A 17,387-nucleotide genomic window follows, 5' to 3' on the forward strand; every position below is an offset into this window, starting at 1 on the left:
TCGGACGAAATTCAGCTGTGTCTCAAGGGATAGCGCCGCGGGTGCGGCGTATCCAGCTTCAGTGTCTGCGGCGCATTCTGTCCAGCACGTGATGCTCGGCCAGCCAGTGATGCATCATCCCTTCGCCATGATGTTCACGGCGATAGGTGCGCGACTCGAACACCGACAGCACGACGAGCACGAGCAACCCTATGGCGAGTCCAACCAGACCTGCGATCGATTCGGCATCCATGGCAGCCTCCTTCGACGAACACGACCATGCGTACATAGTAGAACAGGCGCCGCAAGATGGCGCAATGCGGTAGATATCCAGGTTCGGCGGCGCACATTGCGCTTTGCGGTTAGACTCGTGGCCCGCGACGTCATCCGTCGATGCTCACACCTTGTCCGAAAAGTTTATGAAGCGCTTCCTGCTGGCTGCATCGCTGTTTTCGCTGTTCGCCCTGTCGGCGTGTGCCGACGATCCGGCCGTTCACCACCACGTGCCACCGAAAGACCCGGCGGACTACCACGGCGTGCCGACCGACGACCGTCCGCCTTCGATGATCGACGCGCCCGCCGCGCCGAAATAAGCGCACGACGAGGACGCGCTCGTCGACGCGCGCTTACGCGCGGCTCGCCAGGGCCTCGGACCCTACATCGCGCGCAAGGCGCGGCAACAGGCGAAGCAGCGTGAGACCGCGGGCGGCCATGAAGATCATCAGCGCCGCCCACAGTCCGTGATTGCCGTGCGTGCCGGCGAGCGCCCACGAAGCGGCGAGAAACACGCTGAGCGACACGACCATCGACGTCATCAGATCCCGCGTGCGCGTCGCGCCGATGAACACGCCATCGAGCAAAAAGCCCCACACGGACACGATCGGCGAGAGCACGGTCCACGGCAGGAAGGCTTCCGCGGTTGCCCGCACGAGGGCCTGATCCGTGAGCCGCTCGATGATCCACGTGCCCGCCGCCCAGTAGACGAGCGAGAACGCCAGCGCGCCAAGTCCCGACCACAGCAGCGTCACCTTGACGGCCTGGCGGAACGCCTCGCGATTGCGCGCGCCGATGGCCGCGCCGACGAGCGCTTCGGCCGCATGCGCGAAGCCGTCGAGCCCGTAGCCCATGAAGGTCTGGAAGTTGAGGAGCAGCGCGTTCGCGGCCAGCGTCGCGTCGCCCTGTTTCGCGCCCAGATGCGCGAACCAGCCGAACGCGCCGAGCAGGCACATCGTCCGCACGAAGATGTCGCGGTTGATGGTCACCATCCGCCTGAGGGCGACGGGATCGAACAGCGCGGCGCGCTCTAGCGCGGGCAGGCCGCGCGGACGCATCTGCCAGAGCAGCACAGCGCCGAACACGAAGCCAAGTGCATCGGCCGTCGCCGTGGCAGCGCCGATGCCCGCCACGCCCCAGTCGAACGCATACACGTACAGCAACACGGCGACGATGTTCACCGTGTTGATGAACACCTGCGTGGCAAGCGCAACGCGCACGCGTTGCGTGCCGAGCAGCCAGCCCAGTACGACATAGTTGCCGAGCGCGAGCGGCGCGGCCCAGATGCGCGCGTGACAGTAGGCGCGCGCGTGTCGCTGCACGTCGTCGCTGCCGCCGATCGTGCGCACCGCGAAGTCGATCAGCGGAACCTGCATCGCCAGCACGACTGCGCCGATCGCGAACGCGAGCAATAGCGCGCGCACGATGTTCATGCGCAGGCCGGCCTGATCGTTCGCGCCGAACGATTGCGCGACGAGTCCCGTCGTCCCCATGCGCAGGAAGCCGAAGCCCCAGAACACGAAGTTGAAGAACAGACCGCCGAGCGCGACGCCGCCGAGATACGACGCGCTGTCGAGATGCCCGGCGACGGCGGTGTCGACGGCGCCGAGTATCGGTTGCGTGAGGTTGGCGAGGACGATGGGAAACGCGAGCGTCAGCACGCGCCGATGCCAGTGCGTGGGCATTGCGGGCGCGCACGCGTGCGGCGCGTCTGACGCGGCGTTTGGGTCGACGCTGTCGTCGGCGCGATCGTTCAACCGCGTTCCTGCACGCAGACCCACGGGGACACGACGACGGCCCACAATTCGGGATCGCGCGCGGCGAAGTCGGCAGCCGTCTCCGCCTGCACGCGCTCGACCAGTCCGGACGACAGCCATTGCGTGACCTGCGTCGTGTCGTCGTTGGCGATGGCTTCGGCGACGCTCACCAGATCGAGATCGCGCGCGACGCGCAGCAGCATGCCACGTGCAAAGAAGCGTTCGAGTTCCGTCCAGCCGATCTTCGCGGTTTCACCGAGCAGTTTCTCGTAGAGCGGGCTTTGTGGGGTATCGGGGGAGGTCATGGCGTTAGCAGGGCAGCAGGGATTTCGTGCGTGGGGGCGTGTCGGCGGCGTGCGCCGGCACGGGCGGGCGTAACTATAAACCAAACCATAGGCGACGCCTCGCGACTTCGCTCGCCAATGTCTTGCGGTGCGAATGCGCCGATAAATGGCTTCACGTCACGAGCTTTAATCGCCATGTCCGCCCGCATATGAATACATTAAACGAAGGCTCGCAAATTCGTTAAATCTGAGGAATTGACTGCAGGAATCGTAACGGAAGAGTGCGTTGGCGCACCAAGTCCCGCTATTGCGGTAAACCGGGTGAAATGTGTGATTCCGACGAATATCGCAGTGCAGAACAATTCACGCGCAATTCTTTCGCAATCTTCCGAAAGGCCCGTCAGCTGTGGCTTTCGGGGCAGCACGCTATTGGGTCGAGCGCGTATTGAATGTGAAATGACGCGCTGAACCCGTTTGCAAATCGACGGGTGCGACATTCAGTTCGCCTTGAAACCGTGCGCCGACTCACACTATTTGCACAATTAATCGATTGCGTGGGTATAGGTGCGTTGCTAGATTTCGTCTCGGCGCATGGTGAACCGGTCCTTTGCCGATATGCGCCGAACCCCCGTTTGCCCGGCCTCGTGCCGGGCACTTTTTTTTGTCCAGACGCAATAAAAATCAGACGACGCGCGAGTGCCGGCTACTGCTTGCAGCGGATCACCATCGAGCGGTTCTTCACGTTGGCGCCGAGCACGCCACCCAGCGTGCCGCCTGCCGTGCCGCCCGTGTCGACATCCTTCGAGACCACGTCATAGCCATACGCGCCACATGCCTCGCCCGCACGCTTGTAGCATTCGCCCCAGTTCTGGCTCGCATCGCTGCCGCTGCAGTTGATCGCGAAGCCCGTCTCGCCGTTGGGCAGGTAAGTGAGCGTCGTCGAACCGGAACTGGCGCAGCCGGCAAGGCTCGCGAGAGAGGCGATCGCGAGGCTCGTCGCCGTCGCACGGACTGCCGCAAGGGCGTTTTTCATCGGAGTGTCCTCTGTATGTCGTTGCGCGGATGAACGCGGTGTCGACAGGCGTGGCACGGAGCGTGCCCGCCTGCCTCTGTGATGGAGCCGCGCACGGCCCATCGGGTTCCCGGCGGGACAGCGCTTTAGCGCGGCGGGAGCGAGCGTGCCGGATCGATCGAACGGCCGGCGTAGCGCAGCTCGAAGTGCAGCATCACACGGTCGTTGTCGGAGTCGCCCATCTCGGCGATCTTCTGACCTTGCTGCACCGTCTCGCCTTCCTTCACGAGCAGCGAGCGATTGTGCGCGTACGCGGTCAGATAGTCGGCGTTGTGCTTGATGATCAGCAGGTTGCCATAGCCGCGCAGGCCATTGCTCGCATAGACGACGGTGCCGCTCGCCGCCGCGAACACGGGCGTGCCCGCAGCGTTGGCGATATCGATGCCCTTCGAGTTGTTGCCGTCGAAGCCGCGCACCACGTTGCCCGTCGCCGGCCAGATCAACGAGATCGAAGACGCGGGCGCCGCAGGCGTGTCCGCAGCCGCGCTGCGCGACGAAGACGACGCGCTCGCCGATGCGCCAGCCGATGCGCTGCCCGAGGAGCTGCTACGCGTCGAACCCGTGCTGGCCGTGGCCGTGCCGGGCGGCGGCGCGACGCGCAGCACCTGGCCGACCTCGAGCGAATCGGGGTTCGATAGCTTGTTCCAGCGCGTCAGGCTCTCGACCGACGTGCGATTGCTGCGCGCGATCTTGTACAGCGTGTCGCCCCGTTCGACGCGATAGTAGCCCGGACCCACGGGTGCCGAGCCGCATGCGGCCAGTGCTGCGACCATGGCCGCGCAGACAAGCCGTCTGATTTTTGTTGTCAACATTGGACCTCGCAAGACGCCGCCGCGCGCCGATCCCGATCACGTGGCAGATGCAAAACGCCAGATTCTAACGGTTTTGCCATGCAGCACCCGTTTTCGGACCCAGGCGACGCGCGACGATGGTGCCGCGCGCGATGCGCGGCGCTCAGGGCAGCGTACCGACGGTAATGCGCAGCGACGCCGTTTCGGTGTCGCCCGCTTCGAGCCAGCGCAGGCCGAGGCCGTTGTGGATCGCATCGGGCAGGCCCAGCCATGGCTCGACGCAGAAGAAGTCCGACTCGGGCTTTTCCGTCCACGTCGTGACCGCGTACCACGGCACCGAGTTGGGACGCTGCAGATCGATCGTGATGCTGCGGTTCAGGCCGAGCGCGACCATCCGCACGACATGATCCGGCGCGCCGTCGAGGCAATGGAAGCGATCCAGGATGCCCGGATCGTCCAGACGATAGTCCGGCTTGCCCGCTTCGCCCGCGCTGATCGCGCCGTCCGGCAACTGATGGCGGCGCACCGTGCGCGGCAGTTCGAGCACCGTTTCGCCGCGTTGCGCGTGCGGCAACGTGAAGTAGAAGTGATGGCCCGCGTAGTAGGGCAGCGGCGCGCTCCCCGCCGTGCCTGTGTTGGTCGTGATGAAGTCGACGTCGAGCGTATGCGGGTCGACGAGTGTGTACTTCGCCTCGAAGCGGAAGCTGAACGGATAGCCGGCGTGCGTCGCGTCGCTGTCGGTCAGCGTCATGCTGATCGAGCGGGCGGCCTCATCGACCGTGACTTCGAACGGCAGGTCGCGCGCGAAGCCGTGCATGGGCAGATCGCGCACGATGCCTTGCGCGTCCTTCCAGCGGCCAATCTGGCCGTCGACGAAATGGCGGCCGAGAAACGGAAACAGCAGCGGATTGCCGCCGCGCACGCGCGCGGGCTGGCTCCAGTCCGCGTGCTCGGGCCAGAAGATCACCGACTGGCCGTCGATGTCCCACGACAGCAGGCGGCCGCCCGCCTGCGGCGCGACGCGCAGCAAAGAGCCGTCGCGTGCGATCTCGATGATGTCCTGTTGCTGGAATTGAGGCATGGCTGTGACGATAGAAAGCGGTTAGGGAAGGATCGGCGTGCACGATTGTGGCGCGAAAAGCGCAGCGAGGCCGATTTTGCGCCGCTTTGTGCTACGGGGAAACCCTTCTCGGGAAATTGCGGGTGTTACCGCACAGTCGGCGCAATCAATAATGTGTACGAAGACCGGCTCCGGCCGGATCCGATCACTCGGTTTTCAGGAGGGGCGATGGATCTCGCAATGGCAATGAGCGTGGCACTGTTCGGGATGTTCACGGGCAGTACGATTTATTTCTTTTATAAATTTACACGCTGACACGGGGCGACGAGAATCCACGTTGAGCCGTCGGCACGTACCGACGGTCCACGCAGCCTCCGCACGCAGGCCCGCCTTCCAGGCGGGCCTTTTTGCTTTCATCGCCGTAATCAGCCTTTCGATCTTGTTGCAACGCGGCAAGATTCCGTTAAAAGCGAATTATTGTCCTTGGCGCACCCCGGTCGCCCAGGCATAATCGACTCGCCTTCAGATGCCGGACGTCATGCTCCGGCAAGCTGTTTATCCTCCCCACTTTTCAAAAGGACCGACGCGTGAGCCTGTCGTTTTTGATCTTTTTGAGCGTGCTGCAGGGCGTCACGGAACTGTTTCCGGTGAGCAGTCTTGGTCACACGCTGCTCATTCCCGCTCTCTTCGGCATGCATATCGACAAGCATGCACCGCAACTGCTGCCGTTCCTCGTCGCGCTGCATCTGGGCACCGCGTTCGCACTGCTGTGGTACTTCCGTGCGCGCTGGGTTGCCCTCGTAGGCGGCTTTTTCGCCTCGCTATCGGGCCGCCGCAATGACGATGGCCATATGATGTGGGCGCTCATCATCGGGACCATACCGGCCGGTCTGGTAGGTCTCCTGCTCGAAAAGCGCCTCGAGCGCGTGTTCCACGATCTGCGTATCGTCGCGATTGCGCTGATCGTCAACGGCATCCTGCTGTGGCTCGGCGACCGGCTGCAGCGTTCCCGCGTGCACCGCGCGCCGGAGAAACTGACCTTCAAGCAGGCATTTCTGGTCGGCCTCGCGCAGGTCGGCGCGCTGATTCCCGGTTTCTCGCGCAGCGGCCTGACGATGATCGCCGGCAACGGCGCGGGCCTGACGGCCGAAAAGGCCGCCGAGTTCTCGTTCCTGCTCGGCACGCCGATCATCTTCGCGGCAGGCATCCTCGAACTGCCGAAGCTCTTTCACGCGCCGGACCAGCTCGCCGATGCGCTGCTGGGCGGCGTGCTGACGGCCATCGCCGCGTACCTGAGTGTGCGTTTCCTGATGCGCTATTTCGAAGGACGCGGCCGTCTTGCGTCGTTCGGCGTGTACTGCGTGATCGCGGGCGTGGTGTTTCTCGGCTGGTTCATGACGCATCCGCAGCCGGTCTGATCGCGCGGTTCGATCGGTTATAATCGCGGGCCCGGCGTTGCTGCCGGGCCTTTCTGTTTGAGCGCCACGGCATGCGTGGCGCGCTCGACCCGGCGCCTGACGCCAGTTTCCGTCAGGTCCAGCCAGGTTAAAATTCCGGTTTCGCCTCCCCATAGTTCAACGGATAGAACACGGGTCTTCTAAACCTGAAATCGAGGTTCGATTCCTCGTGGGGGGGCCATCCAGTCAGTCTGCCTGCCGGCCTACGCCACCACCTGCTGCACTTCCGCACGGCCTCCATCCCCACCGCACCGAACGCCCATAAAAAAGGGCAGCCGAAGCTGCCCTGAAGCGTTGCGCATCGAACGTGGAGAAATGCGCGACTGTTGCTTGCCCGTGCTTTGTCGATGACGGGCGACGGGCCCGCCTGCCTGCGTTGCTGCGTGATTACTTGCTGATGTCGAGCGCGTTCGTCAGATCGCCCATCGCCTGGCCGCCGTTCGCGACCAGCGCACTGTCACGCGACGTGAGGCCCGGCAGGTTCGGCAGATTGAAGCGGTGCGTGATGAAGCGCAGGATCGACGTCGTGTCGTACTGCGTATGATCGACGAAACCCTTCTTCGCGTACGGCGACACGATGATCGCGGGAATCCGCGTGCCCGGGCCCCAGCGGTCGCCCTTCGGCGGCGCGACGTGATCCCAGAATCCGCCGTTCTCGTCGTACGTGATGATGACGACCATGTTGTTCCACTGCGGGCTCTTCTGCAGATGCGAGATCACATCCGCAATGTGCTGATCGCCCTGCGAGACATCCGTATAACCCGCGTGCTCGTTCAGGTTGCCTTGCGGCTTGTAGAACGCGACTTGCGGCAGCGCGCCGGCGTCGATCTGCTTGATGAACTCCGCGCCGTTCAGGCCGCCGTCGAGCAGATGCTTCGCGCGGTTGTCGGTGCCCGGTGCGAGATCGGCGAAGTAGTTGAACGGCTGGTGGTGCGGCTGGAAGTTAGGCGAGCTGAGGTTCGCGCCGTAGATCACGTTCGCCGTGTTGTTCTGCACAGCGGAGATCGCGTTGCTCCAGGCGCCGCCGTACCACGCCCACGTCACGCCCGCGTTGTTGAGCAGATCGCCGATATGCTGGTTCGTCTGCGCCGGGAGCGTCGTCGCGGCCGTCGGATCGGCGAGGTTCGCGTCGCCGCCCGCAGCCGGCTTGTTGCCGCTCGGCTGATACGGCGGCTGCATCGTGTTGATGGCGTAGAAGTCGGGCGTGAGGTTGCCCGAATTGACGAAGGTCGGCACGTCGGTCAGCGCCGATGCCGCCGACGTCGACTTGAGCGTCAGCGAGACACCGTCCGGTGCGACGTCGGAGATCGACGTCTTCGCGACGCTCGTGTCGGCGTTCGCATAGAACGGCGTGCACGCGCAGACCAGCCACTGGTGGTTCAGGAACGAGCCGCCGAACGCGCCCATGAAGAAATTGTCGGCCAGCGTGAATTGCTGTGCGATCTTGTAGAGCGGCAGCTTGTCGGCGTTCGGCGTGTAGTGGCCCATCACGAGACCGCCCGAATCGGCCCACGCGGCGAACATGTCGTTCTTGCCGCCGTGGATCTGCATCTGGTTCTCGTAAAAGCGGTGATACAGGTCGCGCGTCGTCGCGCTGAGCGGCGCGTTGAAGCCGGCCGGATCGTCGATGGCGAACGGCGCGTTCGGCAGATTGACGGTCATCGCCTGCGTGATCACGGGCGTCACGCCCGCAGCCGTGAGGCCCTTCCAGACGGGCGGCAGCGTCGCGAGCACGGAGCCGTCGCGGTCGAGCTGGCGCGCGGTCGTCGCCGTCACGTTCTGCAGCCCGTTGGCGCCCGGGAAGTTGCCATAGAGGTTGTCGAAGCTGCGGTTTTCTGCATAGATGACCACGACGTTCTTCACGGAAGACAACGTCGGCTTCGAGTTCGAATTGCCACCACATGCGTACAGCCCGATTGCTGCAGCGATCGCGATAGGCGTCGCGCAGATCAGTTTCTTGTTCATGATTTATCTCTCTCGCGTTGGGGACCGGCGGTGAATCCGCATTGGGATGACCGGCGGCGAGAGTGTCGCAAGGCTTTTTGACAGAACGATTAATTTCTTACATCGAGTTTCCGATTGGCTTGTGGTTTTTGATGTGTCGTCGGGTATATGTCATTTCAGCGACATGTCGGTGAAATAACCTCGCGCAGTCGATCAACACGAGCAGGTAAGAAAGATATGCGGCGCGATGTGGCGGGGCTTTGGACAAGACAGGCGTGGCGCGCGGGATGGATTGGCGCGCTGGGGATTTCGGTTGCGGTGATGGTGGCCGGGTGCGATGCCGGCGGTACGCAGGGCGGCGGCGCTCAAGCAGCGGCGCAACCGGTCCATCCGGCAATGAGCGGCGCGCAGATGCAGAAGGTGTCCGCCGATGGCGCCGCGGCGATGCCCGCCGGCGGTCAGACGCGCGCCCAGGTGTACGAGTCCGTCAAGAAGATGACGGCCGTCGGCAAGCAGCTATTCGTTGATCCGTCGCTGTCGGGCTCGGGCAAGCTTGCCTGCGCGTCGTGCCATAGTCCGCAGCACGCTTTCGGGCCGCCGAACGCGCTCTCGGTGCAACTGGGCGGCCAGGACATGCGCCAGCAGGGCATGCGCGCCGCGCCCGACATCAAGTATCTGCAGAAGGTGCCGTCCTTCACCGAGCACTATCACGACTCGGACGACGAGGGCGACGAAAGCGTCGACGCCGGTCCGACGGGCGGCCTGATGTGGGATGGCCGCGTGAACAGCGCGCACGATCAGGCGCGCATGCCGCTGACGTCGTCGTTCGAGATGGGCAGCACGCCGCAGAAAGTGGCGGCAGCCGTGAAGGCCGCGCCGTACGCGAACCAGTTCCGCGACACGTTTGGCGAGCATGTGTTCGATAACGACGACACGACGTTCAAAGCGGTACTGCAAGCGCTCGAGGTGTTCGAAGAGACGCCGGAACTGTTCTATCCGTACACCAGCAAGTACGACGCGTTTCTCTCCGGCAAGGCGCAGCTCACGAAGGCCGAGCTGCACGGCCTGCAGCTCTTCAACGACGAGACCAAGGGCAACTGCGCGAGCTGCCACATCAGCCAGCGTGCGCTCGACGGCTCGGCGCCCGCGTTCTCCGACTTCGGTCTGATCGCGCTCGGCGTGCCGCGTAATCGCACGCTGGCCGTGAATCGCGATCCGCATTTCTACGATCTGGGCGCATGCGGCCCGGAGCGCACGGATCTGAAGGGACAAGACGAGTATTGCGGCATCTTCCGTACGCCGACGCTGCGCAACGTGGCGCTGCGCAAGACGTTCTTCCACAACGGGATTTATCACTCGCTCGAAGAAGTCGTCCGCTTCTATGCGGAACGCGATACGAATCCGGAGAAGTTCTATCCCGTCGTCAAGGGGAAAGTGCAGAAGTTCGACGATCTGCCGAAGAAGTATTGGGCGAATCTGAATACCGACCCGCCATTCGATCGCAAGCCGGGCGACAAGCCTGCGCTGGATGAATCAGAGATCAAGGACGTCGTCGCGTTCCTTAAGACGCTGACGGACGGATATCAGCCCGAACCGCCTCAGCAACACGCTGACGCTCACATCGTCAGCAGCAGATAACAGCCGGCGATCAACAGCACGAACGACGCGAGCAGGCACACGAGGCCCGCTCGCGTCAGCGCGCACGGCCACCGGCTGCGGCGCAAGCCGTGGATGCGCACGATGGTCGGCATCGGCGCGGGATCGACGCGCATGACGATCGTGCCGAGAACGATGCAGATCAGCGTCAGCATCGCGGCGAAAAACTGAAGAGCGAACGAGAGGTCCATGAGCAGGAGTCGCAACGCGCAAGGCGTTTGAAGCGCGGTTGAATTTGAGTCGACTCATGTTATGGATCGCGTCCTTCGGGGCCTATGGGACGCGTCCTAAAATTCTTCTGAGCAGGCTTCAGATGGGCCTGTGGCGCGGCGGCGCTATCTCAAAGATGGGACGGTGCCGCGACCTGTGTCGAGGCGGCGTGCTATGCTTTTAGGGTCCAGATCGCGTCCACTCTACGGCCGCGCCACGCTTGCCCGAACCCGACTTCTGCGGAGAACTTCATGTCGATGCGAACCCGAGCCGTGTTTCAACTCTCAGTGGGCGGGCTGCTGCTAGCCGGCGCAATCGGCGTGCATGCCGCCAATCTCAACTTCCTGAACGACACGCCGATCGCGTACATGAAGCAGGCCGACAACGATTCGCTCAGAAAGGCCGCGTTCGAAGTGCTCGACAAGAAGCAGGACGGCGAATCGTCCACCTGGAACAACGAGGGTCTGCGCAATAGCACGAGAATCGAGGCGCAGCTCACGCCCGATGCGACATCGAAGTCGGGCGACCGGACGTGCCGTCAGATCCACGTCGTGTTGAGCGCCAAAGGCCAGTCGATGAATCTGAACCCGCAGTTCTGCCGGCAAGGCACGGGTAACTGGGTGATGCAGAAGAAGAATTGAGCGCGCGCACGATCTCTTGCGGCGTCGTGTTGCTCGACCCGGATGGGCGAGTGCTGCTCGCGCACGCGACGGAAACCAGCCACTGGGATATTCCCAAAGGGCAGGGCGAGGAAGGCGAAGCGCCGCATGTGACGGCGCTGCGCGAGATGGAAGAGGAAACGGGACTCGCCGTGGACGCGGCGCGGCTGAAAGACCTTGGCCTGTTCGTATATCGGCGGGACAAGGACCTGCATCTGTTCGCCGCGCGCGCCCGCGCCGACGAACTCGACCTCACCCGCTGCACGTGCACGTCGATGTTTCCGCGCCGCTCCGACGGCACGATGATTCCCGAGATGGACGCATTCCGCTGGGCCGCGCCCGATGAAGTCGAGCATTACGCGAGCCGCAGTCTCACGCGGCTCTTTCAGACCACGCTGTCGCTCGCCGAACTGCACCGCGCGCTGGACGCGGCGTAGCGCTCGCGTGTCAATCGAGCGCCTTGTCGTTCGGATGCGCGAACATCGAGCGCATTTCCGCCGACAGCGGATAGTTCAGGTTGATCCCATGCGGCGGAATGGGCTGCGTGAACCAGACGTTGTAGAGGCGCTCGGCCTCGCCTGACGTCTGCATTTTCGAGATCACCCGGTTGACCAGCTCGCGGAACGGCGCGTCGCCCTTGCGGAACATGCACGCATAGGTCTCGTAGCCGAGCGGCGTGCCCGTCACGATGAAGTCGTCGGGGCGCGGGTCGGTGGCGCGAAAACCGTAGAGAATCGGTTCGTCCATCACGAACGCGACCGCGCGATCCGCCTTCACGGCTGCGAACGCATCGGAGTGGTCCTTCGCGCTCGCAATACGCATATTCAGCTGCTTCTCGCTGTTCAACTGACGCACGAGCCGTTCGTCCGAGGTGCCCGCCGTCGTGACGACGGGCTTGCCGGCGAGATCCGCGAAGTCGTTGATACCGGCGTTCTTGCGCGCGATCATCCGCACCGCGTACTGGAAGAAGCTATTTGAAAACGCGGCGACATTCTCGCGCTCGCGCGTATGTGTGGTCGAGCCGCATTCAAGATCGATCTGGTTGTTGACCAGCATCAGGAAGCGGTTCGCCGATGTGATCGTGACTTCGCGCACCTTGAGGTTCGGCATCGCGAGCGTCTTCCTGATTTCGTCGACGATGGCGAGTGCGATCGATTGCGAATAGCCGACCGTCTGGTCGCCGTTCGAATAGGAGAAGGGGATCGACGCTTCGCGCACGCCGAGCGTGATCACGCCGTCGTCGTGGACCTTCTTGAGCGTGCCCGTCAGCTCTTCGGCATGCGCGGGCGTCGTCAGCGACATGAGCGACGCCAGCGCCGCAGCCGCTACCAGCTTGTATTTGATTGCAACCTTCATCGTTCCCCCTGGGCCGGCAGCAATCACTCCGGCTGCATCGACATGCCGTCGCATAGCGATGTCCGTCGCAGGACACGGCGGCATGCGCGCTGAATGCGTCGCCTGCCGTCGTGACCCAACCAGACAATCAGCTTACGCCGGCTTTCCCCAACTGTCGCGCAGACTGACGATCCGGTTGAATACGGGTTTGCCCGGTTTCGTGTCATACCGGTCGGCGACGAAGTAGCCGTGACGCTCGAACTGATAGCGTGCTTCGGGCTCGACCTCGCCCAGACCCGGCTCGACGTAGGCGTGCATGATGCGCTTCGAATCGGGATTGAGCGCCTCGAGGAAATCGCGGCCGCCCGCGTCGGGCTGGGCTTCCTTGAAGAGGCGATCGTAGACCCGCACTTCGACGGGCACGGCCTGAGTCGCGCTGATCCAGTGGATCGTGCCCTTGACCTTGTAGTTGTTCGCGCCTTCCGTGCCGGAGCGGCTGTCCGGGAAGTAGTTGCAGTGCACGGCGATCGCGTTGCCGTTCTCGTCCTTGTCGACGCCCGTGCATTCCACGACGTAGCCGTACTTCAGACGCACCTTGTTGCCCGGGAACAGGCGGAAATAGCCCTTCGGCGCGTTTTCCATGAAGTCTTCGCGCTCGATCCACAATTCACGCGAGAACGGGAACGTGCGCACGCCGCGATCCGGATGATGCGGATGGACGGGCGCGCTGCACGCATCCGTCTGACCTTCGGGATAGTTGTCGATGACGAGCTTCAACGGATCGAGCACGCAGGTCGCGCGCGGCGCCTTGTCGTCGAGATCGTCGCGCAGCGCGCCTTCGAACACGCTCATGTCGATCCACGAATCGACCTTCGTGATGCCGATGCGCTCGCAGAACAGCTTGATGCTGTCCGGCGTAAAGCCGCGGCGGCGTACGCCGACGATGGTCGGCATGCGCGGATCGTCCCAGCCGTCCACGTGGTTTTCGTTCACCAGTTGCAGCAGCTTGCGCTTGCTGGTGATCGCGTACGTGAGGTTCAGACGCGAAAACTCGATCTGCTGCGGCAGCGGACGCGTGAAGATGCCGGCCTCGGCGAGTTCGTCGAGGATCCAGTCGTACAGCGGACGGTGGTCTTCGAACTCCAGCGTGCACAGCGAATGCGTGATGTTTTCGAGCGCGTCCGAGATGCAGTGCGTGTAGTCGTACATCGGGTAGACGCACCACGTGTCGCCCGTCCGGTAGTGGTGGGCGAAGCGGATGCGGTAGATCACCGGGTCGCGCATGTTGAAGTTCGGCGACGACATGTCGATCTTCGCGCGCAGCACGTGCTCGCCTTCCTTGAACTCGCCCGCCTTCATACGGCGGAACAGGTCGAGGTTTTCTTCGACGCTGCGCTCGCGGAACGGCGACGGCGTGCCGACTTCCGTTGCGGAGCCGCGGTTCGCGCGCATCTCTTCCGCCGTCTGACTGTCGACATACGCCTTGCCGCGCGTGATCAGCAACTCGGCGAACTCATAGAGCTTGTCGTAGTAGTCGCTCGCGAAGTAGAGGTGCTCCTTGCTTTCGGCGTTCCACTCGAAGCCGAGCCACTTCACCGCGTCGACGATCGAGTCGACGTATTCGAAGCTTTCCTTTTCCGGGTTCGTGTCGTCGAAGCGCAGATGACAGACGCCGCCGTAGCTCTGCGCGATGCCGAAGTTCAGGCAGATGCTCTTCGCGTGGCCGATGTGCAGATAGCCGTTCGGTTCCGGCGGGAAGCGCGTTTCCACCCGCTGCCCCCACTTTCCGGAGCGGTTGTCGTCGTCGATGATGTTGCGGATGAAATTCGAAACGGGCGCTTCGTTGCGCTCGGCGTCTTTGCGATCGTTGTTCATGCGAGAAGGAGAAAGTCGGTCCTGGACACTATATGCGTCCGTTAGTCTGTCAATTCTACCTGACGACACCTTCGACGACAGTCTTTAGGCTTGCGCGATGCGGCGCGCAGCCGACAGTGACGGAGATCCGCGGATTTCCGGGGCGCAATCGGCGCTGTAACAGGAGGTAAATTGCGTTGGCCCGGTGTGGTGCGGACGCTTAGCATGCGTCGCGCGCCATGCCCCACGCCGCGGCCGTGCCGGTCTGCGTCGCCGCGGGTGAGCGGGGTGGTTTGCCGTTGCGCTTTGCGGCGAGCACGAGCCTCGCCCCGCGCCTCGAGCGGCGCTTTCGCCGCCGGCTGCGTCCGGCGCACCGTTTTTCGGCAGGCGCTGCGTTTCCGTTATTCTGTCGTGGGCTCGGGCATCCGATGCCCGTCCCACCGCTTCACGCGACCTGTCCTTGCCGCGATCCGGCCGCCCCATGCCGCCGGGCACACGCGGGCAGGTCCATCTATCCCGGAGTTCCTCGGATGTCCCTTCCGATGTTGCGCGCGTCTCGCGCGCTTTCCGGCGCCGACATGCATGCCGAATCCCATGCGGGCGCCTACGCCGATTCCTGTTCCAGCGCCGGCCGCGTCGTTGCGCGTGGCGCGTTTGCGCGCTTCGCCACGACGCTCGCGCTGACGGGCGCGCTGTTCGCGAGCCTGGTCGCTTCGCCCGCCGTCGACGCGAAGACGGCGCAGCCGAAGCCCGTGCTCGACGCGTCAGCCGTCGCAACGCCCGACCGCTACGCCGCCGACGCCGCCCAGCAGATGTTCGCGGCAGGCGGCAATGCCGTCGATGCAGCCGTCGCGATCGCCTTCACGCTCGCCGTCACGTACCCGGATGCGGGCAATATCGGCGGCGGCGGGTTCATGACGGTGTACATGGACGGCAAGCCGTACTTTCTCGACTACCGCGAGAAAGCGCCGCAGAGCGCGACGCGCGACATGTATCTCGACGACAAGGGCAACGTGATCAAGGGCATGAGCCTCGTCGGACATCGCGCGGTGGCCGTGCCGGGCACGGTCGACGGCATGTGGGAAGCGCAGAAGCGCTTCGGCAAGCTCAAATGGAAGCAGGTGCTCGCGCCCGCCATCAAGTACGCGACGGACGGCTTCCCCGTCGAGCCGTGGCTGCAGAAGCGCCGCGAATTCGCGGCGCAGAACTTCGGCGGCAAGACCAATTTCGATGCGTATTTCTCGAACCTGAAGGCGGGCGTCGTGTTCCGCCAGCCCGAGCTCGCGCAGACCCTGACGCGAATCGCATCCGATGGCGGCCGCGAGTTCTACGAAGGGCAAACGGCCGATCTGATCGCACGGCAGATGTACGGGCACGGCCTGCTCACGAAATCGGATCTGGTGCAGTACAAGGCCGTGTGGCGGCAGCCGGTGACGGCCAGCTGGAACGGCTATCAGATCGTGACCGCGCCGCCGCCCAGTTCGGGCGGCATCGGCTTGATCCAGTTGCTGAAAATGAAGGCGGACCTGAAGCCTCAGTTCGACGGGGTCGAGTTGAATTCCGAGCCGTATATCCATCTGGTGTCGCAAATCGAGGACCGCGTGTTCGCCGATCGCCAGCAGTACATGGGCGACCCCGATTCGTACCGCGTGCCCGTCGACAAGCTGATCGACGACGCCTACCTCGCGAAGCGCGTCGAGGACATCACGCCTGACGAAGTGCCGGGCGCCGTGCCCGTCAAGCCGGGCCTCGGCGACTCGATGCCGGAAAAGGCGCAGACGACGCACTTCTCGGTGGTCGACAAGTGGGGTAACGCGGTGTCGAACACGTACACGCTGAACGGGCCGTTCGGCTCGGGTGTGGTCGTCGACGGCGGCGGGTTCGTGCTGAACGACGAGATGGACGACTTCGAGATCAAAGCCGGCGTGGCGAACCAGTTCGGCGTGACGAGCGGCGACGTCAACACGATCGCGCCGGGGCGCCGGCCGTTGTCATCGATGGCGCCGACCATCCTGACGAAGGACGGCAAGGTGTCGCTCGTGATCGGCACGCCGGGCGGTTCGCGCATCTTCACGTCGATCTTCCAGGTGATGACGAACCTGTACGACTTCAACATGCCGCCCGCCGACGCGCTCGCCGCGATGCGCTTTCACCATCAGTTGCTGCCGCAGAAGACGATCTACTTCGAGCCGTACCATCCCATCGACGGCGAACTCGCCGAACAGTTGAAGACGCGCGGCTACACGCTGCAGGGCCAGACGTTCAACGGTGACGTCCAGATGATCCGCATCGACGGCACGACCCCGCAACCGGCTGCCGATCCGCGCGGCGTCGGCGTCGGCCGTGTGATTCAATAGCGCTCGCGGCGCGATGCCGCATTTCGACAACTCACAACGAACGGGGAACAGGAATGGAGTTGGAGCAGCAGAACGTGATCGTGTTGCCGGGTTATATGAACTCAGGCGTGGGGCACTGGCAGACCCGGTGGGAAGCGCGTTATCCGAACTTCTCGCGCGTGCCGATGCGCGACTGGGACCATCCCGTTTGCGATGAGTGGTGCGATACGCTCGACGCTGCCGTCGCTGCTGAAAAAGCGCCTGTTCTGCTTGCGGCGCACAGCCTTGGCTGCCTGACGGTCGCGTTCTGGGCGGCCCACCATGCTTCACAGGATGCGCTGGCGAAAGTCGCGGGCGCGCTGCTCGTCGCGGTGCCCGATCCGGCCGGTCCAGGATTTCCCGCTGATGCGGTCGGGTTCGATGCCGTACCGATGAACAAGCTGTCTTTCCCGTCGATCGTCGTGGCGAGCACCGACGATCCGTACGGCGGCGTGCCGTTCTCGCAGGCCTGCGCGGCGGCATGGGGCAGCCGTTGGGAGAACATCGGCCCGCGCGGCCATATCAACGCCGACAGCGGCCTCGGCGACTGGGACGAAGGGCAGGGCTGGCTGGCTTCGATGGCGTGAGTCGCGGCGGGGCGGCGCGACTCAGGCACTGAGGGTTGGGTGCCGGACGACGGGCGCGCCTTGTTCTGCCGCCGCACGCTGGAGCCGGCGTGTG

General features: G+C 63.9%; 17 protein-coding genes and 1 tRNA gene. 8 read left to right on the forward strand and 10 right to left on the reverse strand.

The genetic code is table 11. The features are described from left to right. Positions 1-58: 58 nt before the first annotated feature. Entirely contained in the window at positions 59-232 is a 174-nt protein-coding gene (locus PPGU16_RS04955) for a hypothetical protein (protein ID WP_007744012.1), read from the reverse strand. Between the two features lie 166 nt (positions 233-398). Here PPGU16_RS04955 and PPGU16_RS04960 point away from each other — a divergent pair, with 166 nt between their 5' ends. Next, complete coding sequence (locus tag PPGU16_RS04960; protein WP_180721948.1) at positions 399-572, forward strand: YajG family lipoprotein; 174 nt, start codon at positions 399-401, stop codon at positions 570-572. 33 nt (positions 573-605) lie between these two features. Here PPGU16_RS04960 and PPGU16_RS04965 read toward each other — a convergent pair whose 3' ends face one another. From PPGU16_RS04965 to PPGU16_RS04985, 5 genes are all read right to left on the reverse strand, one after another. Then, positions 606-2,009 carry an MATE family efflux transporter gene (locus tag PPGU16_RS04965; RefSeq protein WP_180721949.1) on the reverse strand — a complete coding sequence of 468 codons (1,404 nt, stop codon included), beginning with the start codon at positions 2,007-2,009 and terminating at the stop codon, positions 606-608. Then, positions 2,006-2,314 carry a DUF2288 domain-containing protein gene (locus PPGU16_RS04970; protein WP_180721950.1) on the reverse strand — a complete coding sequence of 103 codons (309 nt, stop codon included), beginning with the start codon at positions 2,312-2,314 and terminating at the stop codon, positions 2,006-2,008. The genes PPGU16_RS04965 and PPGU16_RS04970 overlap by 4 nt, the downstream gene beginning before the upstream one ends. Before the next feature lie 682 nt (positions 2,315-2,996). Next, complete coding sequence (locus PPGU16_RS04975; protein ID WP_180721951.1) at positions 2,997-3,326, reverse strand: hypothetical protein; 330 nt, start codon at positions 3,324-3,326, stop codon at positions 2,997-2,999. A 125-nt stretch (positions 3,327-3,451) separates the two neighbouring features. Continuing rightward, positions 3,452-4,177 carry a peptidoglycan DD-metalloendopeptidase family protein gene (locus PPGU16_RS04980; protein ID WP_180721952.1) on the reverse strand — a complete coding sequence of 242 codons (726 nt, stop codon included), beginning with the start codon at positions 4,175-4,177 and terminating at the stop codon, positions 3,452-3,454. Positions 4,178-4,319: 142 nt separating this feature from the next. Further along, the gene (locus PPGU16_RS04985; RefSeq protein WP_180721953.1) at positions 4,320-5,237 is read right to left on the reverse strand and encodes an aldose epimerase family protein; all 918 of its coding nucleotides are present in this window, start codon (positions 5,235-5,237) and stop codon (positions 4,320-4,322) included. 566 nt (positions 5,238-5,803) lie between these two features. Here PPGU16_RS04985 and PPGU16_RS04990 point away from each other — a divergent pair. Continuing rightward, a complete protein-coding gene (locus PPGU16_RS04990) occupies positions 5,804-6,634 on the forward strand; it encodes an undecaprenyl-diphosphate phosphatase (RefSeq protein WP_180721954.1) in 831 nt (276 codons plus the stop codon). Positions 6,635-6,779: 145 nt separating this feature from the next. Continuing rightward, positions 6,780-6,854: transfer RNA gene (locus tag PPGU16_RS04995), tRNA-Arg, on the forward strand. A 206-nt stretch (positions 6,855-7,060) separates the two neighbouring features. Here PPGU16_RS04995 and PPGU16_RS05000 read toward each other — a convergent pair. Beyond that, positions 7,061-8,638 (reverse strand): acid phosphatase, encoded by a 1,578-nt coding sequence (locus tag PPGU16_RS05000; RefSeq protein ID WP_180721955.1) that lies wholly within the window; start codon positions 8,636-8,638, stop codon positions 7,061-7,063. Positions 8,639-8,854: 216 nt separating this feature from the next. Here PPGU16_RS05000 and PPGU16_RS05005 point away from each other — a divergent pair, with 216 nt between their 5' ends. Continuing rightward, positions 8,855-10,255 carry a cytochrome-c peroxidase gene (locus PPGU16_RS05005; RefSeq protein ID WP_180721956.1) on the forward strand — a complete coding sequence of 467 codons (1,401 nt, stop codon included), beginning with the start codon at positions 8,855-8,857 and terminating at the stop codon, positions 10,253-10,255. Here the strand turns inward: PPGU16_RS05005 and PPGU16_RS05010 are convergent. Further along, a complete protein-coding gene (locus tag PPGU16_RS05010; RefSeq protein WP_180721957.1) occupies positions 10,234-10,464 on the reverse strand; it encodes a hypothetical protein in 231 nt (76 codons plus the stop codon). The genes PPGU16_RS05005 and PPGU16_RS05010 overlap by 22 nt on opposite strands. 270 nt (positions 10,465-10,734) lie before the next feature. Here PPGU16_RS05010 and PPGU16_RS05015 point away from each other — a divergent pair, with 270 nt between their 5' ends. Then, positions 10,735-11,124, forward strand: coding sequence for a hypothetical protein (locus tag PPGU16_RS05015; protein ID WP_180721958.1), 390 nt, complete (start codon positions 10,735-10,737; stop codon positions 11,122-11,124). Then, the gene (locus PPGU16_RS05020) at positions 11,121-11,579 is read left to right on the forward strand and encodes an NUDIX hydrolase (protein WP_180721959.1); all 459 of its coding nucleotides are present in this window, start codon (positions 11,121-11,123) and stop codon (positions 11,577-11,579) included. The genes PPGU16_RS05015 and PPGU16_RS05020 overlap by 4 nt, the downstream gene beginning before the upstream one ends. Before the next feature lie 10 nt (positions 11,580-11,589). On the opposite strand, the gene PPGU16_RS05025 is transcribed toward PPGU16_RS05020, so the two are convergent. After that, entirely contained in the window at positions 11,590-12,498 is a 909-nt protein-coding gene (locus PPGU16_RS05025; RefSeq protein ID WP_180721960.1) for a transporter substrate-binding domain-containing protein, read from the reverse strand. A 132-nt stretch (positions 12,499-12,630) separates the two neighbouring features. After that, on the reverse strand, positions 12,631-14,352 hold the full coding sequence (locus PPGU16_RS05030; protein WP_180721961.1) for a glutamine--tRNA ligase/YqeY domain fusion protein: 1,722 nt from the start codon (positions 14,350-14,352) through the stop codon (positions 12,631-12,633). 509 nt (positions 14,353-14,861) lie between these two features. Between PPGU16_RS05030 and ggt the strand changes: the two genes are divergently transcribed. Together ggt and PPGU16_RS05040 are read left to right on the forward strand one after the other, a co-directional pair. Further along, on the forward strand, positions 14,862-16,688 hold the full coding sequence (gene ggt, locus PPGU16_RS05035) for a gamma-glutamyltransferase (RefSeq protein WP_180721962.1): 1,827 nt from the start codon (positions 14,862-14,864) through the stop codon (positions 16,686-16,688). A 53-nt stretch (positions 16,689-16,741) separates the two neighbouring features. Beyond that, positions 16,742-17,293, forward strand: coding sequence for an RBBP9/YdeN family alpha/beta hydrolase (locus tag PPGU16_RS05040; protein WP_180721963.1), 552 nt, complete (start codon positions 16,742-16,744; stop codon positions 17,291-17,293). The last annotated feature ends 94 nt before the right edge of the window (positions 17,294-17,387 follow it).

The sequence above is a fragment of the Paraburkholderia largidicola genome (assembly GCF_013426895.1).
GTDB classification, from domain to species: Bacteria; Pseudomonadota; Gammaproteobacteria; order Burkholderiales; family Burkholderiaceae; genus Paraburkholderia; species Paraburkholderia largidicola.